Genomic DNA, 25,670 nt, shown 5'->3' on the forward strand with positions numbered 1-25,670 from the left:
ATAGCGTCAACACGTGATTATGTTTTTTTAGCAGTTCGGTCCCACCGTTCTGCGTCAATCACTGCCGCTCTCGTGGAAGTGATTGTAAATTTGTCGCGCCACCGTCTCCGAAATGCCGGTAACAGCCATCAGATCGTTGAGGCCGGCGCGGGAAACCGCCTTTGCCGTGCCGAAATGCTGCAGCAGGGAGCGCTTCCGTCCCGGACCGATTCCCGAAATTTCATCCAGCGGATTGCGCACCATTTCCTTCTTGCGTCGTGCCCGGTGCGAGCCGATGGCGAAGCGGTGCGCCTCGTCGCGCATGCGCTGGATGAAATAAAGCACGGGGTCGCGCGGCGGCAGAGAGAAATCGGCGCGCCCATCCGCAAAGAAGCGTTCACGGCCCGCCTCGCGGTCAACGCCCTTTGCGACGCCGATGGCGGTCACGCAGTCGCGAATGCCGAGTTCATCGAGGATGGCCCGCACCGCAGTCATCTGGCCCTGGCCACCGTCGATCAGGATCACATCCGGCCAGGCGGGGAAGGGCAGGTCGGCGGCTTCTTCCGATGTCGGGACGCGTTCGCGATCCGGCTTGCCTTCTTCTTTCAGCAGGCGCGAGAAGCGACGGGTCATCACTTCGCGCATCATGCCGAAGTCGTCACCGGGGGTGATGTCGGTCGATTTGATGTTGAATTTGCGGTACTGGTTCTTCACGAAACCTTCCGGCCCCGCCACCACCATGCCGCCCACGGCATTGGTGCCCATGATGTGGGAGTTATCGTAAATCTCGATGCGGCGCGGCACATAGGGAAGGTTGAACGTCTCGGCCATGCCTTTCAGCAACCGCGCCTGAGACGAGGTTTCCGCCAGCTTGCGGCCATGCGCCTCACGGGCATTGGCCAGAACATGGTCGGTAATGTCCTTCTTCTCGCCGCGCTGGGGCACGTTGATCGTCACCTTGTGCCCGGCTTTTTCACCGAGGGCAGCCGCCAGGAGTTCCTGTTCTTCGACAGCCTCCGACAGCAGGATCTGCTTCGGCACAGGCTTGTCGTCGTAGAACTGCGCCAGAAAGGCGTTGAGGATCTCCGAGCCGGGCAGGGAAGGGTCGGCCTTGGGGAAATAGGCGCGGTTGCCCCAGTTCTGGCCGGTGCGGAAAAAGAAAACCTGAATGCAGGAGATGCCGCCTTCGTGATGGATGGCGAAGACATCCGCCTCCTCGATGCCGGCGGGATTGATGCCCTGATGGCTCTGGACATGGGAAAGTGCGGCCAGCCGGTCGCGATAGACGGCGGCGCGCTCGAAATCGAGATCCTCGGCCGCCTCGTTCATCTGCCGCGCAATCGCGGTCTTGACGCTCTGGCTCTTGCCGGACAGGAAATCCTTGGCTTCCTTGACGAGTTCTTCATACCCCTGATCGCTGATCTCATGCGTGCAGGGGCCGGAACAGCGCTTGATCTGGTAAAGAAGACACGGGCGCGTGCGGGTTTCGAACACGCTGTCCGTACAGGTTCGAATCAGGAAGGCGCGCTGCAGCGAATTGATCGTACGGCCGACAGCGCCGGCCGATGCGAACGGTCCGAAATAATCGCCCTTGCGCGCCCGCGCACCGCGATGCTTGAAGATCGCCGGGGCACGATTGTCGGCGGTGATGAGAATGTAAGGAAACGACTTGTCGTCGCGCAAAAGCACATTAAAGCGCGGCCGCAAGCGCTTGATCAGATTCGCTTCCAGAAGAAGCGCCTCTGTTTCCGTGCGGGTGGTGACGAATTCCATATGCGCGGTCAGCCGCACCATCTGGGCAATGCGGTTGGAATGCACGCGGCCCTGCGCGTAATTGCCGACACGCTTCTTCAGCGAGCGCGCCTTGCCGACATAAAGAACATCGTTCGCCTCGTTGAACATGCGATAGACGCCCGGCGCATTCGGCAGGTGTTTGACGAATTCGCCGATCAGATCCATGCCCTTCAGGCCGGATTCATTCTTCCAGCCCGCATTCCAGTCCATGCCGGCAACGTCGCTCGATGCCTCGGCCGCATCGGTCACGGCAAGGTTTGCATCGTCGTCTTCGTCGTCGGTTTCATCGAAGAGAATACCGCCGTCAGGCAGCTTCTTTCCGTTCATTCATTTATCTCCGCCACGTCAGGGGTTTCCCAGCCGAGGTGCTGGCCGCCATCGAGCGCGATCATTTGTCCGGTGACCGACGGCGTGTCGTAAAGAAAGCGAATCGTCCGCCCGAACTCGTCCGGCGCAGGACCACGCTTTAATATAAGGCCGTCGATCTGCGCCTGAAAGTCCTCGGGCGCCTGTCTTTCGCTTTTGAAGGTGGGACCCGGCCCGATGGCATTGACCCGCACCCGTGGCGCGAAGCTTTGTGCCATGGTTTGTGTTGCGGTCCAAAGGGCCGATTTCGAAAGCGTATAGGAATAAAAACGCGGGGTCAGCGCAAGCACGCGCTGGTCGATTATATTGACGATCAGCCCGGATGTATCCGCAGGCAATTGCTCGACGAAGGCGGCGGCGATGAGGGAAGGGGCCCGCACATGAACCGCAAAATGCGCATCAAAGACATCAGGATCGGGCGTTTCCGCCGAATCCTTCAGAAAAACCGAGGCATTGTTGACGACGACACCAATCGGCCCTAGGGCTGAGGCGGCCTTTTCGACAAGCATCATTGTTGACGCAGATTGTGTCAGGTCCGCCTGAACGGCTACGGCCTTGCCACCTTTCTGCCTTATTTCGTTAGCGAATTCCTCCGCCTGTGCCATCGATTCATTGGCGTGGACGGCAATCGCAAAGCCGTGGGCTGCGAGATCGGTGGCGATTGCCCGCCCCAGCCGGCGGGCGGCCCCCGTTATCAAGACTGTCTTCGGTATATGTTCTTTCACGACGGACCTGCATTTGCTCATATATTCCCTATGTGCTGGATATAGATGCAAATCGCAAGCTGTCACGCATCCCCAAAAGAATTGGGCGATTTTTTATTCGCAATGCAATTTCGGTTTAATTTGAATATAACTAAGTTTAAAGGCGATCTATTGCTGGTTAGGTTTCTGTTAGGGTTAATAAACTCCTTGTGGCAATTGGGCAACGTCTAATTCTAGTCACGCCGCTGCCCCAAACAATTCACATTTTGGCTCTTTGATCTCCGCATTCTCCTATCAAATTCAGTTTCCAGAGGGGCGATTAACCCGACGAGTTTACACCGCGTCTGAGAACAATGTTTTGAGTACAGACCGGTCCTGAAAGGAGAATAGCATGCGTATTTTCGTAGCAACCCTTATGGCTTCGACCATGGCAGTCGCCGGCTTTTCGGCTGCTCACGCCGCTGACGCCGTAAATGAAGTGCCACAGGCACCGGTGTCCTACGACCAGCCCGCACCGGTCAAGGATTGGTCCGGCGCCTACCTCGGTGGTACGGTCAACTATGACTGGGGCCGTTTCAGCTCCAGCAATGACGGCCGTGACGCCAAGGGCTTCGGCGGCGGCCTGTACGGCGGTTACAACATGCAGAACGGCCAGATCGTTTACGGTGGTGAAGCCGACATCAATCTCGGTGACGAGAAGGGCTCTGCCGGTACGGTTGCCGGTAACGCCATCGAAGGCAAGCAGGGCGTCAACGGCTCGCTGCGTGCCCGCGTCGGTTACGACATGAACCCGTTCCTGCTCTACGGCACGGCCGGTCTGGCAGTTTCCGATAACAAGGTGCGTGACGCGACCTCCAAGGACAGCGCCACCGCTCTCGGTTACACTGTTGGTGCCGGTGTGGAAGCCATGGTGACCGATAACATCACCGCCCGTCTGGAATATCGCTATAGCGACTACCAGAAAAAGGACTACGGTCTCGACTCCGGCGCCTTCTCGCGTGGTTTCGACGATCACTCCGTCAAGGCCGGTATCGGCGTCAAATTCTGATCCTTTTCGGATCGGTCAAAGAAAAGCCGGGGTTTACGCCTCGGCTTTTTTGTTTTTTGGCATAGGGCCAGAATAACGTCCGGCGATCAGGCCGGGCGTTGTTCGAGTCAAAGCCTCAAGCGGCGGCCTTCATTTCCGCATAGGCCTCGAAACGCTTGCCAAAGGTTTCAGGCCAAGCCGCCAGCGCATCGCGTCCTTCGGCCCATTCCCCGGCGAAACGCAGGTCGAGATAACCGATCATCGCGGCAAGGGCGAAATGGCCGCCATGCAGCTTCTTGCCGGTTTTCGGCAGGTTTGCATTGAGATAATCAAGTCCGCGAGCCACCTTGCTCCACTGCTTGTCGATCCATGGCTGGTGGATCTTATCTTCCGGGCGAAAACGACGCTCGTAAACGATGGCCAGCAGGCAATCCATGATGCCGTCGCACAGCGCTTCGAGAATTTCCACATCCGTACGCTTGCCGTTCTTTTTCGGGTAGAGCTTGCCGCCCGAAAGACGGTCGAGATAATGCATGATCGCCACACTGTCATAGACCGAGCCGCCTTCATCCAGAAGCAGGACCGGAATCTTGCCGAGCGGATTGTTGTCCATCAGCGTTGCCGGCTCGGCACTGGTATCGACACGCACGGAGGTAATGTCGATGCCAAGGTGGCGCGCGGCCATACGTACCTTGGCGGAGTAGGGGGAGGCGGGCGAGTAGAGCAGTTCCATGGTCGGGTCCTGTGGGTTGTCGTCTGTGGACTGGATTAGTCTATAAGACTGCATAGCGGTTTTATGTCTGGAAAGTATGTAGAAGAACGCAACAGGGAATATCCGATGCGCGCTAGCGAATGGGGATGATTTCCGTGGTGTTGGCGCGGCAGCCCTTGCGGTCAAGCTCGGGGCAGTCGCGGAATGTCATGTCTCTGTTAAGGCAGATGCGCACTTCCTCAAGGCGCCTGCCGTCGCAACTGATGGAGATGCCGCGTTTCGACAGGCCGGGATTGGCGTCGGTGAAGGCGGTTTCTATGGCGTCGGCGGAGAGAGTGGTGGCCTCGGCGCCCGAGGCGATCTTTTCCGGCAGCCGGATGGCTTCGAAGGCGGCTCGTGTCGCCGAAAAATAGTCTCGCTGCGACAGGCCGGAGCAGGAACCGTGCTTGCGCCACTGGTGGCCGATCAGGCCCATGGACGGCATGATGTCGAACAGCGGGCGGCCGATCGCGTCCGGAACACGGTCGGGTTCGCCGCTTCGACAGAATTCAGGGTAGCCGTTTTCGTTCTGTGGCCACAGCCCATGCACCACGAAACCGTAACGCCTGTCGCTGCCGCATTGCTGGCGGTTGCCCGAGCCTTCGGAGCTGGCGCAGAATGCCGGTGACCAGGAGAGCGACAGCACGTAAAAATCGAACCCGTCTCCGCGGGGCGCAGGGTTTTTACCTGTCGCCTGTTGGAAAACTTCGCGCCCTGGAGCGTCCGGCCGGGAATTGCCGGCGGTTTGCGATTGGGATTGTGTCTGCCGGTTGCTGGCGGGGCTGGTCGGCACCGGATTTCCCCGCGCGAACCATAACGCGGCGAGCGATAGAAGGCCCAGGGCGATGAAACCGGCATAACGCTTCATTCCGTGTACGTTCTCCGGAAAGTGGACGACCTCACATCGCCGGCGGGCGACGATCCGGTCTTACATCAACTTGTGAACGGGGCAAACCGCCAATCTTTGATGAAAAGGTTGAAAGCTTTGCCGCATAACGAATAAAGTCAAACGAATCTTCCGCAAAAGACGGAACGGGGCGGGGTGAAGCTGGGGGAAATTGGCGGGCATGACCGCATGAAATTCAAGAAATATATCTGGCCTGTCGTTGGCTTTGCGACGATCGGTTTTTCCGCATGGTTGCTTTTTCACGAACTGCGCGGGCTGTCGCTCGATGATCTCTGGGACAGCCTGAAAGCCATTCGCGTGCGGGACTGGCTGTGTTCGGGCCTTGCAACCTTGCTGGCCTATGCCGCGCTCGCCGGTTACGACCGTATCGCGTTGCAGCATCTTGGCCGCAAGGTGAACTGGTTCTTCATCACGCTTACCTCTTTCACCACCTATGCGCTTTCCCACAATGTCGGGGCCTCGGTATTCTCGGGTGCCGTGGTGCGATATCGGGCCTATACGTCCAAGGGGCTGAGTGTGGCGGAAGTGGGCGTGCTCGTCGGCCTCTGCTCGTTCACCTTTCTCATCGGCACGATCATGCTGATCGGGCTGGTGCTGCTTTACGAGCCTGACATCACCGAACGGTTCACCGGCATTTTGCCGGTCGAAGCCTCCACCACGACAGGCGTCGTGCTGCTGCTATTCGTCAGCCTTTATGTTCTCGGCAGCCTGCTCAGGCTGAAGCCTCTTAAAATCGGCTCCTTCGTGCTGCCTTACCCCGCACCGAAGCTTGTTGCGCAGCAGCTCGTCATTGGCCCGATCGAACTGATCGGCGCGGCCGGCATCATCTATTTCGCGCTGCCGGAAGCCGGAAATCCCGGTTATATGGTTATTCTCGGCATATTTCTGGTTTCCTTCTCGGCGGCGCTCATCTCGCACGCCCCGGGCGGACTGGGGGTGCTGGAACTGGTCTTCGTCACCGGCCTACCGGACATGAACCCCGCGGACGTCATCGCGGCGCTTCTGGTCTTCCGCCTGTTCTACCTCATTATTCCCTTCATCATGGCCCTGTTCGTGATCCTGTTCTTCGAACGGTCGCAGCTTGCGCAGGCGCAGAGGCGGGAAGGGCTGAGATAGCCCCTCAATTATCTTCCGATTTTTCCTCGCCGCGCAGCCAGAAGGCGCGCTGCGAAGCGAACCTGTCCTGCGCCAGCGTCGTCTTCAGGTAGGGCAGCAACGTGTGCAGCTCTTCCTTCAGCGTATAGGGCGGGTTGACGATGATGAGGCCGGAGCCGCTGAGGCCATCCAGCCGGTCGCTTTTGACGGAAAGTTCCGCGCACAGCATCTTGGGAATATCGAAGGATTGCAGCCGCTCGTGGAAATCCTTGATCGGCGCGCCTTTCTTTAAGGGATACCACAGGCAATAGGTGCCGGTGGAAAAACGCCGATAGGCCTTGTTCAGACCATCTGCCAGACGCTGATATTCATTCTCAAGCTCGAAGGGCGGATCGACGAGGATCAGGCCTCGCTTTTCCTTCGGCGGCAGATGCGCGCCGAGCGACAGCCAGCCATCCAGCTCGGTGACACGCACCTGATAGTCCCCCTCGAACAGGCGTGCGAGCGCCCGGCTGTCATCCGGGTGCAGTTCCATGGCCGAAAGCCGGTCCTGCGGGCGAAACAGAATACGTGCGAGTTTCGGCGAACCGGGATAAAATTTCACGCCGCCTTCCGGGTTCAATTCCTTCACGGCGGCAAGATAGGGTTCCAGCAATGCGGCGATGGGTGCGGGCAGGTCGGCTTCCATCAGCTTGCCGATGCCGGTCTGCCATTCGCCGGTTTTTTGTGCCTCTTCCGAGGTGAGGTCGTAAAGCCCGATGCCGGCATGGGTGTCCAGCACCCGAAACGCCTTGTCCTTGTTCTGGAGGTAACGCACGAGGCGGGCAAGAACGGCATGTTTGAGGACATCCGCGAAATTGCCGGCGTGATAGATGTGGCGGTAGTTCATGGATGTGTCTCGCTTGCCGTTTACCCGGACGGATGGCCAGGATGAATATTCTTGATGGACGTCACTTCGGCCTTTTTGCCGCATCGTTGATGCAATATACAAAAGACATGAACGTTGCGACCCCGATTTCCGCTGAAAAAGCCGCCCCGAAGGCCGAAGTCCGTATCGGACACACGGTCTGCCCGCATGACTGTCCGAGCGCCTGCGCGTTGGAGGTCGATATCAATGCCGATGGCCGCATCGGCCGTGTGCGCGGCGCCAATGCCAATACATATACCGCCGGCGTCATCTGCGCCAAGGTGGCGCGTTATTCCGAGCGCATCTACCATCCCGGCCGTCTGCTGACGCCGAAGCGCCGCAAGGGTGCAAAAGGGGCCGGCGACTGGCAGGAGATTTCCTGGGAAGCGGCGCTGGACGAGGTGGCCGACGCTTTCGTCAAAGCCGAAGCCCGGCACGGTGCCGAGGCCATCTGGCCCTATTTTTACGCCGGCACGATGGGGCAGGTGCAGCGCGATTCCATCGAGCGCCTGCGCCACGCCAAGAAATATTCCGGCTTTTTCGGTTCGATCTGCACCAACATGGCCTGGACCGGCTATGTGATGGGCACCGGCGCCTTGCGCGGCCCCGATCCGCGCGAGATCGCCAAGGCCGATGTCGTCGTCATCTGGGGTACCAATGCGGTGGCCACGCAGGTCAACGTCATGACCCATGCGGTGAAAGCCCGAAAAGAACGCGGCGCGAAGATCGTCGTTGTCGATATCTATGACAATCCGACCATGAAACAGGCGGATATGCGCATCGTCGTGCGCCCCGGCACGGATGCCGCACTTGCCTGCGCCGTCATGCACATCGCCTTCCGCGACGGTTATGCCGACCGCGATTACATGACGCGTTTCGCCGACGATCCAGACGGGCTTGAAGCACATCTGAAGTCGAAGACGCCGCAATGGGCATCCGAGATCACGGGTCTTTCCGTTGATGAGATCGAGGCTTTCGCGCGGCTTGTCGGCACGACGAAGAAGACATTTTTCCGGCTGGGATATGGTTTTGCCCGCCAGCGCAACGGTGCGATCGCCATGCATGCGGCGCTTTCCATCGCCACGGTTCTCGGCTCCTGGCAATATGAGGGCGGCGGTGCGTTCCACAATAATGGTGATATCTTCCGTCTCAACAAGGCGGAGCTGATGGGAACGGCCTATGCTGACCCCGACGTGCGCCAGCTCGACCAGTCGCAGATCGGCCGCGTACTGACAGGGGACGCAGAAGCGCTGCGCCATGGCGGCCCGGTAACGGCGCTGCTCATCCAGAACACCAATCCCGTCAATGTCGCGCCCGAACAGCGGCTGGTGAAGCAGGGCTTTCTGCGTGACGATCTCTTCGTCGCGGTGCACGAGCAGTTCATGACGGAGACGGCCGATTTGGCCGATATCGTGCTTCCCGCCACCATGTTTCTCGAGCATGACGACATCTACCGCGCTGGCGGCCAGAACCATATCCTACTCGGCCCGAAGCTGGTGGAGCCGCCGGAAACGGTGCGCACCAATCTCTTCGTCATCGAAGAACTGGCAAAACGCCTCGGTGTCGACCATATGCCGGGCTTCGGCCTTTCGGCTCGCGACCATGTGGACCGTATGCTGAAAATCAGCGGCTGGGGCGATTTTGAAACTTTGGCCGAAGAGAAGTGGATCGATGCGCAGCCGCCTTTCGAGGTCGCGCATTATCTGGAGGGCTTTGGTTATGGCGACGGCAAATTCCGTTTCAGTCCCGACTGGGCAACGGGGCCTTCTCCCAACAAGCCCCCGAAAAACATCGGTGTCATGGGACCGGTGTCCGAGTTTCCGAAATTTCCGGATCAGGTCGATGTCATCGAGGTTGCGGATGCGGACTATCCCTTCCGGCTGGCGACGTCACCGGCGCGCAACTTCCTGAATTCCACTTTCGCGGAAACCAAAACTTCCGTGCAGAAGGAAGGTCGTCCGGAATTGATGGTCTGTCCCGAGGATGCGGCCCGCAACGATATTGCGGATGGCGATATCGTCCGCATCGGCAATACACGCGGCGAGGTCCGCCTCCATGCGAAGATCGTGGAGGGCGCAAGGCCGGGTGTGCTGATTGCCGAAGGGCTGTGGCCGAACAAGGCGCATCTGGACGGCGAGGGCATCAATGTTCTGACCGGCGCCGATGCCGTTGCACCTTATGGCGGCGCGGCATTCCACGACAACAAGGTTTGGCTCCACCGCGACGATGAGAGCCGCGAGGCTTGATATTGCGCCGCAACACGGGCAGGCTGAACTCCCACGACAGGCAAGGACATATCCGGTGACACAGACGCAGGCGAAAAACATTCCGGCAGACGCGGATGCCGGCAGAATCCGGCTGGTGGAAAAGGAAACCGTCTGGAAGGGCTTTGTGCACATGCAGAAGCTCGTTTTCGACCAGCGCATGCCGGATGGCAAAACCATCCGCATCGTCCGGGAAGTCCACGACCACGGCAGCGCGGCTGCCATTCTCCTTTATGACCCGAAGCGCGACAGCGTGGTGATGGTGCGCCAGTTCCGCCCTGCCGCTTTCGTGAACGGCGATCCGAGCTTCATGATCGAGGTGCCGGCAGGGCTTCTCGATGACGACGATGCCTCCGATGCCATTCGCCGCGAGGCGATGGAGGAATCCGGCTACGCTGTCGAAAAGGTCGATTATCTGTTTGATATGTATGCCAGCCCCGGCACGCTGACGGAGAAGGTCAGCCTCTTCGTCGCGCGCATCGACCTCGACGTGCAGGCCGGCAACGGCGGCGGGCTGGAGGACGAAGGCGAGGATCTGGAGGTTCTGACCTATGGGCTGGATGAAGCCTTCGGAATGATCGCATCGGGTGAAATCACCGACTCCAAGACGATCATTCTGCTGCAGTGGGCGATGTTAAATCGCGGCCTCCTAAACAAGAGCTGATCGGCGCCGACCCTTAAAGATGCGGACAAGTTAGCCTATTTAACGCTGTAAGTGTTGTTGAGGCTACCGGTCTTCGCGTCCAGAAATTTCAGTTCCGTTCCACTGCCCACGACGACTTTGTTGCATTCCTTGAATTTCATCGACTTGAATTCGGAACACAAGGTATCGTTCTTGAACGTCCAACTGAGGTCGCCCGAGGTTTTGCCTTCGATGGAAAACTTGCCCTTGCCATTGGCGTCATAAGTAGCCGTAAAAGTATCACCTTTCTTGGTCTTCGTTGTGAGCGTCTTTCCGGCGGTGGCTGTGATGAATTCAGCCTTGGTCGCAAATTTCTCGGTTGCAAATACCGGAGCCAGCATCGCGGAGGAGATGGAGAATGCTGTCACGTAAAAAGCGGAAACAATACAAATTGATTTCATCATAAATCGCCAAATTTTTTTAGTGAGAATAACTTGAATAATAATTTCTGAAAAAGATTACTTAGCAACTATAAAGTAACGCCGATGAAAATAAGAAGTCAATCATCGCCCGAACGCGGCTTTTCATGGGAGCGACGATACGGCGCGCGTCTCACCAATATGCGGTGATGTCGGCTGACCATCAGCGAGCGCTCTATGCTGCTCTTCCGTCTCAAAGTTACCGCATGCTAGAACCGTCCCTTGACGCCCATTCCCACGAAAAGCGACTGCATGTCGCCGCCGCCGGCATTGCTGTAAACCGTACCGCTGCCGCTTCCGAAGGATGTCGCGGTTTTGTCACCCCTGCCGAAGCTCGTATATTCGTAAGCGCCATCCAGATAGATTGAGGCATTCTCGGTCAGGTCATAAGCGATGCCAGCTTTTGCCCCGAACATGCCGCCAATATCGAATTTATCGGTGAAGCGGATGGAGCGCATCCAATGGTCGTCGGTTGCCTTGGCATAGACCATTGCGCCCCCTTCCACTCCGGCGTTCAGCGACCAGTTGCCGAATTTGCGTCCGCCGGTCAGGTTGCCGTAAAATACGGGGATTTGCTGCCGGTAGGTAATCGCCTTTTCACCGTTGCCAAAATCCCCGACGTAATTTCGAAAGCCGCGCGAGCTATAGATGTAACTCCCGCCATATGACGACCATTGTACGTCTGTGTAACGAAAGCCTATACCCGCGCTGAGATGTTGCAGCGGGTCCTCCAGGAGAGTTCTGTTCAGTTCGATGCTTCCGGCCAGGTAATGATCAAGTCGGGTGTCACCATGCTGCGAGCGGTGGCTCCATCCTTCCTTGGACGTATCTTTATAATAAGGATACAGCCAGTCATAATCGGTCATGTAGCCGTCACCGGCAAAGCCGATTCGCCCTTCCGTCTTGATCCGCCAGTCGGGCGAGAGCTCCAGGCCGAGCGATCCGCGCAGGGCCATAGCATTCGTCGTTTTCCAGTCGAGTTGACTGTTTTTATGGCTTCCGCTGTAGAGAGTCTCGGTGGCCTTGATGTTAAGAACGCCTGCATCCAGCGAGGCGGTAATGCCGCCCGGTTCCGCCATTGCTGGCACGGTCGTGCTGATGGCCAAGGCGGCCGAGAGCGGCAGTGAAAATCTCGAAAATGGCATAATCGCTCCTGAATGACCGGAGAGCCTGAAATGAAAGGCCGTTGATGCCATTAAAGATGATTATGGTAAATAATCGGTTTATTCGGCATAAATTACAATATTAAGAATTTTGTAATTTAGTAATAAATAAGTTACAAGACGGATATCAGGCTTTGAGGTTCGGATTTAATCTCGTCGTCAGCGAATATAGTCTTGCTGTCTTCCATTCGAACCTTGCCTTCGGCAAGCCGCTTCAACGCCAGTGGGTAGAGCTGGTGCTCGACGGTTAGAATGCGTGCCGCAAGCGTATCGGCCGTATCGTCGGAAAGCACCGGCACCGCGCCTTGCGCGATGGTCGGGCCTTCATCCATGCCTTCGGTGACGAAATGCACGGTGCAGCCGGAAATTTTCATACCACTGTCGATGGCACGCTGATGGGTGTGCAGGCCGGGGAAAAGCGGCAGCAGGGAAGGGTGGATATTGATGATGCGGCCTTCATAGGGGGCAATGAAATCCCCAGATATCAGCCGCATGTAACCGGCAAGGCAGATGATATCAGGCGCAATCTCGCCAAGTGCCGCCAGAATGGCGCCTTCGTGCTCGGCCTTGCTGGGATAAGTCTTGCGCTCGAAGACCAGCGTCGGAATACCGAGATCGCGTGCCTTTTGCAGCCCGCCCGCAGACGCCTTGTCCGAGATCACGCAGACTATTTCCGCCGGAAAATCCGCCGCCTGACAGGCCTTGGCCAGCGACACCATATTGGAGCCGCTGCCGGAAATGAAAACGACGACGCGTTTGCGGCCGGACGGGAAGGCGGCGCTCATCATAGGCCGAGAGCGCCCTTGTAGATGGTGCCATGCGCGCCTTCTTCGCGGGCGACCATGCGGCCGAGCGGGAAAACGATTTCGCCTTCGGCGGTCAGAACCTCCGTGACCTTTTCGGCATTTTCAGCCGAAACGACGACGATCATGCCGACGCCGCAATTGAAGGTACGCAGCATTTCATTGGCTTCAACACCGCCGGTTTTCGCGAGCCAGGAGAAGACAGCGGGAAGCTTGATCGCGCCGAGATCGATTTCGGCGGCGAGATGCTTTGGCAGAACGCGCGGAATATTCTCCGGAAAACCGCCGCCGGTAATATGTGCCAGCGCCTTCAGTGCGCCGGTTTCGCGGATCGCCTTCAAAAGCGGCTTCACATAGATGCGGGTCGGTGTCAGCAGCGCTTCGCCGAGCTTCTTGCCGTCGGCGAAGGGGGCAGGCGCGCTCCAGTCGAGACCGGAAATCGACACGATCTTGCGCACCAGCGAAAAGCCGTTGGAGTGAACGCCGGAAGAGGAGAGGCCGAGAATGACGTCGCCTTCGGAAATGTCGCCGGCCGGCAGAAGCTGGCCGCGTTCGGCTGCACCCACGGCAAAGCCGGCGAGATCGTAATCGCCATCGGAATACATGCCGGGCATTTCAGCGGTTTCACCGCCGATCAGCGCACAGCCGGATTCGCGGCAACCGGCGGCGATGCCGGAAACGATGGCGGCACCCTGGTCGGGATCGAGCTTGCCGGTGGCGAAATAATCGAGGAAGAACAGCGGCTCTGCGCCCTGGACGACAAGGTCGTTGACGCACATGGCGACGAGGTCGATACCGACGGTGTCGTGGTAGTCAGCATCGATGGCGATCTTCAGCTTGGTTCCGACGCCGTCATTGGCGGCCACCAGAACCGGATCGGTGAAGCCAGCCGCCTTCAGATCGAACAGGCCGCCGAAGCCGCCGATTTCGCCATCCGCACCGGGACGCCGCGTGGAGCGCACCGCCGGTTTGATCTTCTCGACCATCAGGTTGCCGGCGTCGATATCCACACCCGCATCGCTATAGGTAAGACCGTTCTTGCCCGACTGGCTCATGGCTCTCGTCTCCGCTGGTTCCTTTGGCGTCGCCATTCGCACGGGACGGGGCCTGATGCAAGGGTTTGAGTGGCAAAAGCTCCGGTTTTTAACGGCTTTGGCGGTGCTAGCCGGATTGGGTGCTCACGATGGCTGCTGCGCGACGCGACAGACGAGATTGAGCAGGCCGTCATTGGACGTATCGGAATTTTTCTCGATCTGTCGTCCGTTCTCGCCATAACGGGCGACCACCTCGAAGCCCGCATCCTGCAACTGGCGGGTCTGGGCGGCAAGGTCGATGAAATAAAACAAGCCGCTCCAGCGGTGCGCCTGATCCGCGAGAATGGCGTATTCCGGTGTTCGCCGTGTCGAAGGTTGCAGGCGCAGATAGTTGATCCAGCTTTGCGGATGCAGCGAATTCACCACCTCGCGCGGGTGCCAGGAACGTCGGTGCAGCGGCATGCCGCCGGCCCGCTTCCATTCGCGATTGTGAAACGAAAAGATGAAATATCCGCCGGGTGCGAGAATGCTTCGCACGGCATGGATGATGGCAAGCCGGTCCTCATGATCGAAGGCGCTTAAAATTGCGAGCGCGCCGAGCACGCAATCGAAACGCTCCGCGCCGAACTGGCCGATCGCCCGCACATCCATGTCGAGAAACGTGGCGGCGGGAAAATTGCGCCGCGCCAGCGCAAGCATCGGCTGCGAACGGTCAATGCCGATATAATCTTCCACCAGCGGCAGAAGCGGCTTCGTCGTTCGTCCGGTGCCGACGCCGAGGTCAAGCAGCCGCTTGCCCGCATAGGCATGGCGGAACTGATCGAGAATGATGCGTTCGGCCGGGTAAAGCTGCTGGTTGTCATACCATTCGGCAACTTCGGGATTATCGAAGAGACCGGCATTATATTCCGCGATGCCATTTTCGCTGCTGTTCTGCATCGTGCCCCCGGTCGCCGGATACGAAAGAGCGCCGCTGGCTCTCCCGGCAATATTTGATAGTTGTCTAATATTTACCGCCGGTCAACCTGCCGTTGCGAGGGATGGCCGGAAATGAGGGATTTTGCTGCTGTACGGGCAGTCTCCTTCAGTCGGCGCGTGAAAGCGCCGTCTTGACCATGTGCATATGCGCATCCTATCTCCATCATGGGCGGTGACGGTGCGGCGATAAAGGATGAACGGATGCAACCACATGTAAGCGGGACGAGCCTGCGCCGGCAGGTGTTTTTCTGGATCGGCGTACTTGCCGTATTTATCCTTTTCCTGATGGTCTTCAGTTCCATTCTCCTGCCTTTCGTGGCGGGCATGGCGCTCGCCTATTTCCTCGACCCGGTTGCCGACTGGCTGGAGCGGCGCGGCTTGAGCCGGCTGATGGCCACCGTCGTCATTCTCGTCTCCTTCGTGCTGATCTTCGCGCTGTCGCTCATCATCATCATTCCCCTGATCGCCGCCCAGGCCTCGGAATTCATCACGCGCATCCCGCAATATATCTCCTCGCTGCAGCAACTGATCGCCGGCGCCGACACCAATCTCCTGCCGGATTGGGTGAGCAGCCAGATTGACGCCGTGAAGGAGAATTTTTCAAAGCTTTTGACCGAAGGCGCGGGTTTCATCGGCACGCTTTTGACGCAGATATGGAATTCCGGCAAATCGCTGGTCGATGTCGTGTCGCTGCTGGTCGTCACGCCCGTGGTCGCCTTCTATCTGCTGCTCGACTGGGACCGGATGATCGATAAGGTCGATAGCTGGATACCGCGCGATTATGTCCATACCGTCCGCCAGATCGCCCGCGACATGGATAAGACCATTGCCGGTTTCGTGCGCGGGCAGGGGTCGCTCTGCATCATTCTCGGCGTTTATTATGCCGTCGGCCTGTCGCTGGTGGGCTTGAATTTCGGCCTGCTGATCGGCCTTTTCTCCGGCCTCATCAGCTTCATTCCCTATATCGGCTCCATGGTCGGCCTCATCCTTGCCGTCGGCGTCGCCATCGTGCAGTTCTGGCCGGATTACATCTATGTGTTTCTGACGCTCGTCGTGTTCTTTTCCGGGCAGTTTATCGAAGGAAATATCCTGCAACCGAAGCTTGTCGGCAAAAGCGTTGGCCTGCATCCGGTCTGGCTCATGTTCGCCCTTTTCGCCTTCGGTGCGCTTTTCGGTTTCGTCGGGCTTCTCGTGGCGGTGCCGGCGGCGGCGGCGGTCGGTGTGCTTGTCCGCTTCGCCTTGTCGCGGTATCTTGAAAGCGATCTTTACCACGGGCATGCCGCCAACCTTCCCTGGGACACAAACCCCGCCCTTGAAGAAGGGGAAACGTCCTCCGGCAAGGTTGACTCTCAGAGCTGACGATGACTGACCAAATCAAAACCGACAACGCCCGGTCGAAGGCCGAGCAGCTGCCGCTCGCATTCTCGCACCAGTCCGCCTCCGGCAGGGATGATCTCCTCGTCTCCGCCTCGCTCGCGGCTGCCGTCAGCCTTATTGATGAATGGCCGAACTGGCGCTCGCCCGTCGTGGTGCTGGCCGGGCCGCCGGGTTCGGGCAAATCCCATCTTGCCAATATCTGGAAAAATATCAGCGACGCGCGCGACATTCACCCTGAAGCTGGCTCTGATGCCGCGCGTGCTGCCGAAACGGGACCGGTTCTTTTCGAGGACGCCGACCGGCGCGGTTTTAACGAGACCGAACTTTTCCATGTCATCAACAGCGTTCGCCAGCACGGCACGACGCTTTTGATGACCAGCCGGCAATGGCCCGCCGCATGGCCGGTGACGCTGCCGGATCTGCGCTCGCGCCTCAAAGCGGTAACGGTGGTGGAAACCGGCGAGCCGGACGAAGGGCTGCTGGCGCAGGTGCTGGTGAAACTCTTTGCCGACCGGCAGCTTTACATGGATGACAAACTCATAGGTTACATCGTCAATAGGATGGAGCGTTCGCTCGACACGGCGCAGACGATCGTGGATCGGATCGACCGTCTGGCGCTCGCGCGTGGAACGAGAATTACCCGTCCGCTGGTGGCGGAAGTCCTCAATGCGATGGACAACGCAACGGCGGGCAGCGGACTGGACGTCGATTGACTGTCACAGTTCCGTCGTCAAACTGTTATACGGGCAAGAAGGACGATCACGCGATGCAGCAGGATCACGGGACGGAAATCGGTCAGGGGACGGAACAGGGCATGGACGCTATCGCGCAGGAAGACTTCAACAAGGTTCAGCCTGTGGCTGAGGGCGAGAACCTCTGGGACAGCCCGGCGCGTTTCATCAACCGCGAATTCTCCTGGCTCCAGTTCAATCGCCGCGTTCTCGAGGAAACGCTGAACACGGATCATCCGCTGCTTGAGCGGCTGCGTTTCCTGTCCATCTCGGCCGCCAACCTCGATGAATTTTTCATGGTCCGCGTCGCCGGCCTTGAAGGGCAGGTACGCCAGAAGATCACCGTCAGGACGCCTGACGGCAAGACGCCGGCCGAGCAGCTCGAAGATATTCTGAAGGAAATCGATAATCTGCAGATGGAGCAGCAGGCATCGCTCGCTGTTTTGCAGCAATATCTCGCCAAAGAAGAAATTTTCATCGTGCGCCCCGCCGCACTTTCGGACGCCGACCGCATCTGGCTGGAAACGGAGTTCGAGGAACGCATGTTCCCCGTTCTGACGCCGCTCTCCATCGACCCGGCGCACCCGTTCCCCTTCATTCCCAATCTCGGCTTTTCCATGGGCCTGCAGCTTGACAGCGTCAACGGCCGCGAGCCGATGACGGCGCTCCTGCGTCTGCCGCCCGCGCTCGACCGTTTCGTGCGCCTGCCGGACGACAAGAACGCCATCCGCTACATCACGCTTGAAGATGTGGTCGGCCTGTTCATCCACCGGCTTTATCCCGGCTATAGCGTCCGGGGCTTTGGCACGTTCCGTATCATCCGTGACAGCGATATCGAGGTGGAGGAAGAGGCGGAAGATCTGGTCCGCTTTTTCGAAAGCGCGCTGAAGCGCCGCCGCCGCGGTTCCGTCATCCGCATCGAGACCGATAGCGAAATGCCGCAGTCGCTGCGCCAGTTCGTGGTGCATGAGCTTGGCGTACCGGATAACCGCGTCGCCGTTCTGCCCGGTCTTCTCGCGCTCAACACCATTTCGGAAATCGTGCGCGCGCCGCGCGACGACCTGAAATTCGAACCTTACAACGCGCGTTTCCCGGAGCGCGTGCGCGAACATGCCGGCGATTGCCTTGCCGCCATCCGCGAAAAGGACATGGTGGTTCACCATCCCTATGAGAGCTTCGACGTCGTCGTCCAGTTTCTGCTGCAAGCGGCGCGCGACCCCGAAGTGCTTGCCATCAAGCAGACGCTCTACCGCACCTCCAACGACAGCCCGATCGTTCGCGCGCTGATCGACGCGGCCGAAGCCGGCAAATCTGTCACTGCGCTGGTCGAGCTGAAGGCGCGTTTCGACGAAGAGGCGAATATCCGCTGGGCGCGCGATCTGGAGCGCGCCGGCGTGCAGGTCGTCTTCGGCTTCATCGAACTCAAGACCCACGCCAAGATGTCGATGGTTGTGCGCCGCGAGGACGGCAAGCTCAGAACCTATTGCCATCTCGGCACCGGCAATTATCACCCGATCACCGCCAAGATCTACACCGACCTGTCCTTCTTCACATGCAACCCGAAGATCGCCCATGACATGGCGAACATCTTCAACTTCATCACGGGTTACGGCGAACCGGAAGAGGGCATGAAGCTGGCCGTTTCGCCCTATACGCTGCGCGCCCGCATCGTGAAGCACATCAACGAAGAGATCGAGCATGCCAAGCGCGGCGCGCCGGCGGCGATCTGGATGAAGATGAATTCGCTGGTCGATCCTGAAATCATCGATGCGCTTTACCGCGCCAGCGCGGCTGGCGTGGAGATCGACCTCGTCGTGCGCGGCATCTGCTGCCTGCGCCCGCAGGTGTCGGGCCTGTCGGACAATATCCGCGTCAAATCCATCGTCGGCCGCTTCCTCGAGCACAGCCGCATTTTCTGCTTCGGCAATGGTTTTGGCCTGCCGTCCGACAAGGCGCTGGTCTATATCGGCTCGGCCGACATGATGCCGCGCAACCTTGACCGCCGTGTGGAAACGCTGGTTCCGCTCACCAACCCCACCGTGCATGAGCAGGTTCTTTCACAGATTATGCTGGGCAATCTCATTGACAACCAACAGAGCTACGAGATACTTGCGGACGGAACGTCGAGGCGCATCGAGGTGCGTAAAGGCGAAGAACCGTTCAACGCGCAGCACTATTTCATGACCAATCCCAGCCTTTCCGGACGTGGTGAAGCCTTGAAATCCAGTGCGCCCAAATTGATTGCCGGGTTGATTTCGTCCCGCAAGAAACAGGCTGAATGACTCGATCAGAAGCACAGGGGCGGCTGACCGGCCTCGCCCCCGTTTCCGTCATAGATATTGGTTCGAACTCCGTTCGTCTCGTCGTATATGAAGGTCTTTCCCGCGCGCCCGCCGTGCTGTTCAACGAAAAGGTCCTGTGCGGCCTTGGCAAAGGACTGGCGCTGACGGGGCGCATGCATGAGGAGGGCGTCACCCGCGCTTTGATGGCGCTGAGGCGCTTCCATGCGCTTTCCGAGCAGGCCCAGGCGCAACAGCTTTATGTGCTGGCGACGGCGGCCGCGCGTGAGGCGGAAAATGGTCCAGATTTTATCCGTGAGGCTGAAGCCATCCTCGGCTGCGAGATTGAGGTCCTGTCGGGTGAAAAGGAAGCGCTTTATTCCGCCTATGGCGTGATCAGCGGTTTCCATGATCCAGACGGTATCGCCGGCGACCTCGGCGGCGGTTCGCTCGAACTCATCGACATCAAGGGTAAGAACTGCGGCGAGGGCATCACCCTGCCGCTCGGCGGTCTGCGGCTGTCGGAGCAGTCGGACGGTTCGTTGGAAAAAGCGGCGACGATTGCCAGAAAACACGTCAAATCCTTCGCCAAACTTCTGGCGGCGGGTGAGGGGCGCACCTTTTACGCGGTGGGCGGCACATGGCGAAACATCGCCAAGCTGCACATGGAGATATCGGGCTATCCGCTGCACATGATGCAGGGATATGAATTGCCGCTGGCGGAAATGCTGAATTTTCTGGAAGAAGTCATCGTCTCCCGGGATAGCAAGGATCCGGCCTGGCAGGCGGTTTCCAAGAACCGCCGCTCGCTTCTTCCCTTCGGTGCCATCGCCATGCGGGAAGTTCTGAGAGCGATGAAGCCGGCCAAGATCGCCTTCTCAGCGCAGGGCGTGCGTGAAGGGTATCTTTATTCGCTGCTGACGGAAGAAGAGCGGAATTCTGATCCGCTGCTGGTTGCGGCGGATGAGCTTGCCATTCTGCGCGCCCGCTCGCCCGAACATGCACGCGAACTGGCGGATTGGAGCGGCCGGACCTTTCCTGTCTTCGGTATCGAAGAGACGGAAGAGGAAAGTCGCTACCGGCAGGCGGCCTGCCTGCTGGCCGATATCAGCTGGCGCGCCCATCCCGATTATCGCGGATTGCAGGCACTCAACATCATCGCCCATTCCTCCTTCGTGGCGATCACCCATCCCGGCCGCGCCTATATTGCGCTCGCCAATTATTATCGCTTCGAAGGTCTGAACGACAACGGCACCACGCAGCCGCTCGCAGCCATGGCGGGAGACCGGTTGCAGGAACTCGGCAAGCTGCTGGGCGGCCTGCTCCGCGTCGTTTACCTCTTCTCGGCCTCGATGCCGGGCGTCGTCGACCACCTGAAATTTCGCAAATCCGGCAACCCCGATCTCGATCTGGAATTCGTCGTGCCGCACGATTATTGCGATTTCGCCGGCGAGCGACTGGATGGCCGCCTGCAGCAATTGGCGAAGCTGACGGGCAAGCGGCTGGCCTTCGTGTTCGAGTAACGAACGGCGATGTTTCCGTTTTGTGACAGGAACGGTTCTTGTGTTCGCTATGACCAGCGCTCGCAAAATGCTTCTATGTCGCTCGACTGAAAGTCGGAAAGCCGCGCCATGATTGTTTCGAATGGCCAGTCCCACCATGCGATTGAAGACAGCTTTTCCGCGATGGATCGCGAAAATCGTTCGCGAATGATCTTCGCGGGAACGCCGCCGACGATGGTGTAGGGCGGCACATCTTTGGTGACGACCGCGCCGGCGGCGAGCACTGCGCCGTCTCCAACCGTGACACCTGGCAAGACGATAACGCCGTGACCGATCCAGACATCGTGACCGATGATGGCGCGATCCGCCTTGCGCCGCTCGAAAAAGGCGTCATCGCGCCCGGCATCCGCAGAATAATATTCAGGGCAATAGCTGAAACGGTGCATGGATGGCCTGTCCATGGGATGGTTCGGAGCGCCTATTCTGACCTCTGCGGCGATGGCGCAGAATTTTCCGATCGTTGCATCGCCTACCATGCAACGGGGTCCAAGGTAGGAGTAATTGCCGAGGTCGGCATTGTGCAGGGCGGTGTCAGCCAGAATTTCGCAGCATTCGCCGATATTGGAATCTCTTATGCTCGCCGTCGCATGGATGACGGTCTCTGCGATTTTCGGGCGCTTGATCTGTGCGGTCGAATCCATTCCAGCCTCCGAATTTGCGCCTGCTTAACCGGTGATGATGAAGGTGCTGTGACGTGGAATGGCAAAAGGTGTCCGGCCGGGCATCCTTCTGAAACGCAGATCGCGCGTGCCGCCGCGTGCCGCGAAGCCCTGTCTTACGCAGAGCGTATCACTTGCCAGGGACATCTGCCGCGGCAGGCGTTTTCTTCCAGTAGTGGTCGGATATGTTTTGCGCGTTCCGGATGAGGTGGCCGGCGATGTCGGGGTCGCCGCCCTCGAAGGTTTTCGGGTCGGCCCCGCATAACATCAGGAAGAGCTGCTGATGGGCGACAGCGGCAAAATAATCGTGGGGCGGCGGCTGCATGTCTGAACCAACGGCCCGGAACGCCTCAGTGACCTCTTTGCTGGCATGTTCGAGCGCTGCATGAACGGTTGCCATCATCGCTGCTTCCGTCCGCTCCAATATGTTCTGAACTTGCCGCTCAGCCGGTGTCAGAACCGGGCAACTCTCACTCATCGAATGTCTCTCCTGTCGGTGCAACCATTTTGCTGGCGATATTATCGCATGGATTGTGTCCGCTTTGCGGGAAAGATTGAAATCATGGTCCTGAAACGCAACACACTGGTTGACCACCGCGCCGCGATGCGCGGATCGAAACGGCAATGGGCTGGCGTTGCTTTGCAAACGGCTCAGCCGTGCCCGAGCGCCTTGCGGATGCAGGCGCTGAGATAGGCATATTGCAACGGCGTTATTGTCGCCATGGCTTCGGTGCGGCTGGCAAGCCTGTCCTGATAGCCGACCGGAACATCGAACTGGCTAAAGGTGAAATCCCAGCGCGTGCCTTCAACGATATTGTAAAAATGCTCGGTGCCGCTGATGGCGGTTTTGGCGAGTTCGCCGCCAAGAATATCCTGCACCACCAGCGCGGTGACGCTGCCTTGGCCCTTGGCGGGGTTTTCCCGCGACCAGAAGCCGCTCGTCTCGCCCGACCAACTTTTCTTCAGGGCGTAATAAAGTCTTTCTGCATGGTCCTGCATGAAACGTCTTCTTTTCCACACGTATGTTTCGGTTAAAGCATTTTCAGCAGAAGTGCGCTCGGTTTACTTCTGAAAATGCGCAAAAACAAAGAGTTAGAGCCATGGAGGTGAGCCGGCGTTCACCGGAGTTGCTCTAGCTCTGGAAAATAGCAACGGAGCACCAAGCAGACATTTGTGTCTGCCGGGCGCTCCGTCGGGATCATTCGCAGCCGTCAAAGCAAGTGACAGCAGCCTTCGTCTTACTTTGCGTCCAGCAGGTCCTTGACCTCCAGCAGGACGAATTCGTTGTCGTCAGCCTTGTCCAGAGCCCGACCGGCCGAGAAGGGCAGGTTGTTGTCGTTGCCGACGATGATATGGTTGGCATCGACACGGTCGACATTCTCGATAGTGACGAAAGGCATGTCGTAATAGCCGTTGCCGCCGCCCTGACGCTTCTTGTTGTCCGGGTCGGAGATCTTCATCAGGTCTATATAGCCGATCTTGCGGGCGGACTTGCCGACATTGGCGTCGTTGAATTCGATCTTGTAGATGCGCTTCAGCTTGGCAGGGCGGGCGAAGCAGTCCGCAGCCGGAGCCTTGGGGTCGGCGCAGGCCTTGTCGGCGGTGCCGGCGCCGTTGTCGCGCTCGATGACGAGGGCGGTCGCGTCATCCAGCATGTTGAAGTCGCCGATTGCCTCGCCGCCTTCCGCCAGGGGATAAAGCCAGCTGCGGCCGGTCCATTCCTTCTTGGCGGTGTCGAGTTCGACGATGCGCAGCGCGGTCGCGCCGTCTTCGGTTTTTTCCACCTGGCCGTCGGCTGTGTAAAGCGGGCCTTCCAGCAGGCCGTAGAGCTTCGAGCCGTCCTTGGAGAGCGCCATGCCCTCATAACCGCCTGAACGCTTCAGGTTGAAAGCGGGCATTTTCTGCGTCGGGTTGCCGGGCAGGGCAAGGGCGGGATGGTCGGGAGACTTCACCTCGATGTCGCCGGCCTTGGTAGAGATGACGTCGGTCAGCTTACCGTCGCGGGTGAATTTCAGGATGTAGGGACCGAATTCCTCGCCGACCCAGAAACCATCGGCAACCGGCTGAATGGATTCAACGTCGAAATCCGCGCCCGTTAGGTAACGCGTGCTCGAGCCTTCCAGAACGATGGGAAAGGGCGCCTTCATGTCAGGATCGGAAAGGAACACGGTTTCCAGCGCGTTGACCTTGCCGGCATCCCAGTCGAACTTCAGGTGGTGAAGCATCAGCATGGCGTCGCTGGAATTGAGCTTGGAACCGAAGCCATTGTCGGAGAGGCTCCAGAAGCTGCCGTCGGGCATCGCCTTGATGCCGGAGAAACCCTGCATCGGCTGGCCGTTGAACGGCATGGAAAGGCCGGTCAGGCGCACGCCGTCCTTGCCGGGTACGGTGCCGAGACCTTCCGCGCGCTTGCGGTCGGCGGTGGTGAACTTGGCGGAGGTCTTGAGGTGCTCAGGCGCGTCCGTGGGCGCCGGGATGATGGTGTTTGCCGGCAGGATGGCGTGAGAGACCAGCTTTGCCGGGAACTCCTGTTCGGCGGCTTGCGAGATGGAGGCGAGTGCAAGGATGGCGCAGGACGCAAAAAGAATGTGCTTCATGATGGAGACCCCTCTCAATACCTGTTGAAGACTGGATTGACGCGATAGGGTCGCCGCATGACAGGCAGGTGATTGCCGTTTGAAGCTTTGATGAAATTATACGGCGGGGGCCTGATATTGGCTGAGTGTGCAGACGCCGAGTGTCTGGCCACGGCCTTTTACCGCATGTTCGCCGAGATATTCGCTGCGCACGCCCTTGGGAAGCACCAGCTGGTGGGCGAGATCGGCAGAAATCAGCACGGGATGACCGAGCATCTTGCTCAGCGATTCGAGCCGCGAGGTCGTGTTCACCGTATCGCCGAAATAGGTGATCTTGTGGTGGTCGACGCCGATTTCCGCCGTGATGACAGGCCCGCCATGGATGGCAAAACGCAGGCGCGGCACTTCGCCGAAGCGGGAAAGCCATATGTCGCGTTTTTCCTCAATGGTCGCCTGAATGTCAAAAACGCAGCGCACACAGGCCGCCCTCCTGATCGCCATGTGATAGGGCCAGGTGATGATGGCGGCGTCGCCGATATAGTCGTCGATGACGCCGCCGTGTTTTCTGACCGGTGCGGCATAGCTTGCAAAGATTTCCCCGAGAAATTCCTGGGCCTTCAGGTCGCCATGGGTCTCGGCGAAGGAGGTGGAGCCGACGAGATCGATGAAGATGAAGACGCGGTCTTCGCTGACCGGCCGGCGATAACGCCCCAGGATGAGGTCGATGAAGATATCGCGGCCGAGAAGCTCGCGCACCCTCATGATGAAGACGATGATGCCGCAGACAATGAGGGTGAAGATCAGCGTCTGCAACTCGGCATGGACGGCGCGTTTCCAGGTACCTGGAAATATCCCGCTCAACCACAGGATCGTGCCACCGAGTCCGAAGCCGCAAAAGACGAGGATGGCATAAATGACGAGGCCGACGGCGATATAGGCCGGCGTCGGCAGGGCGCTAACCTGCCGCGACAGGCCTGGCATGATGTAACCGCGCTCGAAAGCGAGGATGGGTGCGCAGGCAAACAGCGCATAGGTCGCGCCGATCAATGCACCGCCGCCATATTCCAGAAAGGCGTATGCCACGCCGCTGCCGGCCACGGCAACGAAGAGCACCACGTAATCCAGAATGGGCAGCAATTTTCTCATGTCGGTTCTTGGGTCTCGGGAAGGGAAGGCTTTGGTCTTGGGAAAGAAGGGCAGGCCGCTCCCTTCGTGCGAAGCTTCTGTTGAGGTCATATGCGACATTAATGTGGAAAAAGCGCCGCAAAAAGTGAGCAATCGGTAAGGTTGCATGAAGGATTGGTACGGCTGTTGCGCCGTTGCCGCAAAATCGGCGTTGCCGCTCTTATACGCCTAATAGAATGTTCTGTGATAGGCGGTTTCAAGCGGGGATTGCGGTCAGTCATCCGGCGAGCGTTTCGACCATTTGACGGGGAAGGCGACGAAACGCAGCCGGTCGCCGTCGATCCAGGCCCGGTCGAACAGCGTTCTCCCGTGCGGGTGCAGGTGGCGCAGTCAATGGTGAAGGGACGTTCTCCTTCCAGCCTCTCCAGCCGCAGCCCATGCCTTTCGGGCCGCGATTATAGTGGTCGAGGAGGTCGTCGTCGGGGTGG

Annotated in this window: 23 protein-coding genes; 8 read left to right on the forward strand and 15 right to left on the reverse strand. The window is 58.9% G+C overall.

Annotation, left to right across the window (positions count from 1 at the left end):
• Positions 1-54: 54 nt before the first annotated feature.
• Together uvrC and ACQZ48_RS07370 are read right to left on the reverse strand one after the other, a co-directional pair.
• Positions 55-2,100: an excinuclease ABC subunit UvrC gene (uvrC, locus tag ACQZ48_RS07365; protein ID WP_173988643.1), complete on the reverse strand. Its 2,046-nt coding sequence runs from the start codon at positions 2,098-2,100 to the stop codon at positions 55-57.
• Positions 2,097-2,885 carry an SDR family oxidoreductase gene (locus ACQZ48_RS07370; protein WP_077982548.1) on the reverse strand — a complete coding sequence of 263 codons (789 nt, stop codon included), beginning with the start codon at positions 2,883-2,885 and terminating at the stop codon, positions 2,097-2,099. Before ACQZ48_RS07370 ends, uvrC begins: the two co-directional genes overlap by 4 nt.
• A gap of 349 nt (positions 2,886-3,234) precedes the next feature.
• On the opposite strand from ACQZ48_RS07370, the gene ACQZ48_RS07375 reads away from it, so the two are divergent.
• Positions 3,235-3,891, forward strand: a complete 657-nt coding sequence (locus ACQZ48_RS07375) for an outer membrane protein (RefSeq protein WP_077982547.1) — start codon at positions 3,235-3,237, stop codon at positions 3,889-3,891.
• 115 nt (positions 3,892-4,006) lie between these two features.
• Here the strand turns inward: ACQZ48_RS07375 and ACQZ48_RS07380 are convergent, their stop codons facing one another.
• A complete protein-coding gene (locus ACQZ48_RS07380; RefSeq protein ID WP_077982546.1) occupies positions 4,007-4,603 on the reverse strand; it encodes a glutathione S-transferase in 597 nt (198 codons plus the stop codon).
• A 112-nt stretch (positions 4,604-4,715) separates the two neighbouring features.
• Positions 4,716-5,489, reverse strand: coding sequence for a ribonuclease T2 family protein (locus tag ACQZ48_RS07385; protein WP_137410069.1), 774 nt, complete (start codon positions 5,487-5,489; stop codon positions 4,716-4,718).
• 207 nt (positions 5,490-5,696) lie between these two features.
• On the opposite strand from ACQZ48_RS07385, the gene ACQZ48_RS07390 reads away from it, so the two are divergent.
• Complete coding sequence (locus ACQZ48_RS07390) at positions 5,697-6,644, forward strand: lysylphosphatidylglycerol synthase domain-containing protein (RefSeq protein WP_137410070.1); 948 nt, start codon at positions 5,697-5,699, stop codon at positions 6,642-6,644.
• Positions 6,645-6,648: 4 nt separating this feature from the next.
• On the opposite strand, the gene ACQZ48_RS07395 is transcribed toward ACQZ48_RS07390, so the two are convergent.
• Positions 6,649-7,512 (reverse strand): 23S rRNA (adenine(2030)-N(6))-methyltransferase RlmJ, encoded by an 864-nt coding sequence (locus ACQZ48_RS07395; protein ID WP_448728701.1) that lies wholly within the window; start codon positions 7,510-7,512, stop codon positions 6,649-6,651.
• A gap of 41 nt (positions 7,513-7,553) precedes the next feature.
• Between ACQZ48_RS07395 and ACQZ48_RS07400 the strand changes: the two genes are divergently transcribed.
• Complete coding sequence (locus tag ACQZ48_RS07400) at positions 7,554-9,776, forward strand: molybdopterin-containing oxidoreductase family protein (protein WP_448728702.1); 2,223 nt, start codon at positions 7,554-7,556, stop codon at positions 9,774-9,776.
• 55 nt (positions 9,777-9,831) lie between these two features.
• Positions 9,832-10,458, forward strand: coding sequence for an NUDIX domain-containing protein (locus ACQZ48_RS07405; protein WP_077982542.1), 627 nt, complete (start codon positions 9,832-9,834; stop codon positions 10,456-10,458).
• 35 nt (positions 10,459-10,493) lie between these two features.
• Here ACQZ48_RS07405 and ACQZ48_RS07410 read toward each other — a convergent pair whose 3' ends face one another.
• From ACQZ48_RS07410 to ACQZ48_RS07430, 5 genes are all read right to left on the reverse strand, one after another.
• Positions 10,494-10,880: a hypothetical protein gene (locus ACQZ48_RS07410; RefSeq protein ID WP_137410073.1), complete on the reverse strand. Its 387-nt coding sequence runs from the start codon at positions 10,878-10,880 to the stop codon at positions 10,494-10,496.
• 224 nt (positions 10,881-11,104) lie between these two features.
• Positions 11,105-12,040: an omptin family outer membrane protease gene (locus ACQZ48_RS07415; RefSeq protein ID WP_191217791.1), complete on the reverse strand. Its 936-nt coding sequence runs from the start codon at positions 12,038-12,040 to the stop codon at positions 11,105-11,107.
• 131 nt (positions 12,041-12,171) lie between these two features.
• The gene (gene purN / locus ACQZ48_RS07420; protein WP_077982539.1) at positions 12,172-12,846 is read right to left on the reverse strand and encodes a phosphoribosylglycinamide formyltransferase; all 675 of its coding nucleotides are present in this window, start codon (positions 12,844-12,846) and stop codon (positions 12,172-12,174) included.
• Positions 12,843-13,916, reverse strand: a complete 1,074-nt coding sequence (purM, locus tag ACQZ48_RS07425) for a phosphoribosylformylglycinamidine cyclo-ligase (RefSeq protein WP_191217762.1) — start codon at positions 13,914-13,916, stop codon at positions 12,843-12,845. The genes purN and purM overlap by 4 nt, the downstream gene beginning before the upstream one ends.
• A gap of 123 nt (positions 13,917-14,039) precedes the next feature.
• Positions 14,040-14,834: a class I SAM-dependent methyltransferase gene (locus tag ACQZ48_RS07430; protein WP_191217763.1), complete on the reverse strand. Its 795-nt coding sequence runs from the start codon at positions 14,832-14,834 to the stop codon at positions 14,040-14,042.
• Between the two features lie 240 nt (positions 14,835-15,074).
• Between ACQZ48_RS07430 and ACQZ48_RS07435 the strand changes: the two genes are divergently transcribed.
• The 4 genes from ACQZ48_RS07435 to ppx all read left to right on the forward strand — a co-directional run bounded on the left by ACQZ48_RS07435 (position 15,075) and on the right by ppx (position 20,783).
• The gene (locus ACQZ48_RS07435; RefSeq protein ID WP_077982969.1) at positions 15,075-16,232 is read left to right on the forward strand and encodes an AI-2E family transporter; all 1,158 of its coding nucleotides are present in this window, start codon (positions 15,075-15,077) and stop codon (positions 16,230-16,232) included.
• Between the two features lie 2 nt (positions 16,233-16,234).
• A complete protein-coding gene (gene hdaA / locus ACQZ48_RS07440) occupies positions 16,235-16,963 on the forward strand; it encodes a DnaA regulatory inactivator HdaA (protein ID WP_191217764.1) in 729 nt (242 codons plus the stop codon).
• Positions 16,964-17,064: 101 nt separating this feature from the next.
• Positions 17,065-19,263 (forward strand): RNA degradosome polyphosphate kinase, encoded by a 2,199-nt coding sequence (locus tag ACQZ48_RS07445; protein WP_077982968.1) that lies wholly within the window; start codon positions 17,065-17,067, stop codon positions 19,261-19,263.
• Entirely contained in the window at positions 19,260-20,783 is a 1,524-nt protein-coding gene (gene ppx / locus ACQZ48_RS07450; protein WP_191217765.1) for an exopolyphosphatase, read from the forward strand. The genes ACQZ48_RS07445 and ppx overlap by 4 nt, the downstream gene beginning before the upstream one ends.
• Before the next feature lie 47 nt (positions 20,784-20,830).
• Here the strand turns inward: ppx and ACQZ48_RS07455 are convergent, their stop codons facing one another.
• The 5 genes from ACQZ48_RS07455 to ACQZ48_RS07475 form a co-directional block, all read right to left on the reverse strand.
• The gene (locus ACQZ48_RS07455) at positions 20,831-21,463 is read right to left on the reverse strand and encodes a DapH/DapD/GlmU-related protein (RefSeq protein ID WP_191217766.1); all 633 of its coding nucleotides are present in this window, start codon (positions 21,461-21,463) and stop codon (positions 20,831-20,833) included.
• Between the two features lie 148 nt (positions 21,464-21,611).
• On the reverse strand, positions 21,612-21,959 hold the full coding sequence (locus tag ACQZ48_RS07460; RefSeq protein ID WP_077982533.1) for a hypothetical protein: 348 nt from the start codon (positions 21,957-21,959) through the stop codon (positions 21,612-21,614).
• 173 nt (positions 21,960-22,132) lie between these two features.
• Positions 22,133-22,480, reverse strand: coding sequence for a YunG family protein (locus tag ACQZ48_RS07465; protein WP_191217767.1), 348 nt, complete (start codon positions 22,478-22,480; stop codon positions 22,133-22,135).
• 239 nt (positions 22,481-22,719) lie between these two features.
• Positions 22,720-24,078, reverse strand: a complete 1,359-nt coding sequence (locus ACQZ48_RS07470; protein ID WP_137410080.1) for an esterase-like activity of phytase family protein — start codon at positions 24,076-24,078, stop codon at positions 22,720-22,722.
• Between the two features lie 96 nt (positions 24,079-24,174).
• Positions 24,175-25,203 carry an adenylate/guanylate cyclase domain-containing protein gene (locus tag ACQZ48_RS07475; protein WP_137410081.1) on the reverse strand — a complete coding sequence of 343 codons (1,029 nt, stop codon included), beginning with the start codon at positions 25,201-25,203 and terminating at the stop codon, positions 24,175-24,177.
• Positions 25,204-25,670: the final 467 nt, after the last annotated feature.

It is taken from the genome of Agrobacterium sp. 22-209-1, from assembly GCF_053522485.1.

Bases quoted from the DNA above. Each gene is read 5' to 3' on its own strand.
- ACQZ48_RS07380 (WP_077982546.1), bottom strand. From the start codon at position 4,603: ATGGAACTGCTCTACTCGCCCGCCTCCCCCTACTCCGCCAAGGTACGT.
- purM (WP_191217762.1), bottom strand. From the start codon at position 13,916: ATGAGCCAGTCGGGCAAGAACGGTCTTACCTATAGCGATGCGGGTGTG.
- ACQZ48_RS07455 (WP_191217766.1), bottom strand. From the start codon at position 21,463: ATGGATTCGACCGCACAGATCAAGCGCCCGAAAATCGCAGAGACCGTC.
- ACQZ48_RS07475 (WP_137410081.1), bottom strand. From the start codon at position 25,203: ATGAGAAAATTGCTGCCCATTCTGGATTACGTGGTGCTCTTCGTTGCC.
- ACQZ48_RS07370 (WP_077982548.1), bottom strand. From the start codon at position 2,885: ATGAGCAAATGCAGGTCCGTCGTGAAAGAACATATACCGAAGACAGTC.
- uvrC (WP_173988643.1), bottom strand. From the start codon at position 2,100: ATGAACGGAAAGAAGCTGCCTGACGGCGGTATTCTCTTCGATGAAACC.
- ACQZ48_RS07390 (WP_137410070.1), top strand. From the start codon at position 5,697: ATGAAATTCAAGAAATATATCTGGCCTGTCGTTGGCTTTGCGACGATC.
- ACQZ48_RS07430 (WP_191217763.1), bottom strand. From the start codon at position 14,834: ATGCAGAACAGCAGCGAAAATGGCATCGCGGAATATAATGCCGGTCTC.
- ACQZ48_RS07435 (WP_077982969.1), top strand. From the start codon at position 15,075: ATGCAACCACATGTAAGCGGGACGAGCCTGCGCCGGCAGGTGTTTTTC.
- ACQZ48_RS07375 (WP_077982547.1), top strand. From the start codon at position 3,235: ATGCGTATTTTCGTAGCAACCCTTATGGCTTCGACCATGGCAGTCGCC.
- ACQZ48_RS07460 (WP_077982533.1), bottom strand. From the start codon at position 21,959: ATGAGTGAGAGTTGCCCGGTTCTGACACCGGCTGAGCGGCAAGTTCAG.
- ACQZ48_RS07400 (WP_448728702.1), top strand. From the start codon at position 7,554: ATGAATATTCTTGATGGACGTCACTTCGGCCTTTTTGCCGCATCGTTG.
- hdaA (WP_191217764.1), top strand. From the start codon at position 16,235: ATGACTGACCAAATCAAAACCGACAACGCCCGGTCGAAGGCCGAGCAG.
- ACQZ48_RS07410 (WP_137410073.1), bottom strand. From the start codon at position 10,880: ATGATGAAATCAATTTGTATTGTTTCCGCTTTTTACGTGACAGCATTC.
- ppx (WP_191217765.1), top strand. From the start codon at position 19,260: ATGACTCGATCAGAAGCACAGGGGCGGCTGACCGGCCTCGCCCCCGTT.
- ACQZ48_RS07470 (WP_137410080.1), bottom strand. From the start codon at position 24,078: ATGAAGCACATTCTTTTTGCGTCCTGCGCCATCCTTGCACTCGCCTCC.
- ACQZ48_RS07415 (WP_191217791.1), bottom strand. From the start codon at position 12,040: ATGCCATTTTCGAGATTTTCACTGCCGCTCTCGGCCGCCTTGGCCATC.
- ACQZ48_RS07395 (WP_448728701.1), bottom strand. From the start codon at position 7,512: ATGAACTACCGCCACATCTATCACGCCGGCAATTTCGCGGATGTCCTC.
- purN (WP_077982539.1), bottom strand. From the start codon at position 12,846: ATGATGAGCGCCGCCTTCCCGTCCGGCCGCAAACGCGTCGTCGTTTTC.
- ACQZ48_RS07445 (WP_077982968.1), top strand. From the start codon at position 17,065: ATGGACGCTATCGCGCAGGAAGACTTCAACAAGGTTCAGCCTGTGGCT.
- ACQZ48_RS07465 (WP_191217767.1), bottom strand. From the start codon at position 22,480: ATGCAGGACCATGCAGAAAGACTTTATTACGCCCTGAAGAAAAGTTGG.
- ACQZ48_RS07385 (WP_137410069.1), bottom strand. From the start codon at position 5,489: ATGAAGCGTTATGCCGGTTTCATCGCCCTGGGCCTTCTATCGCTCGCC.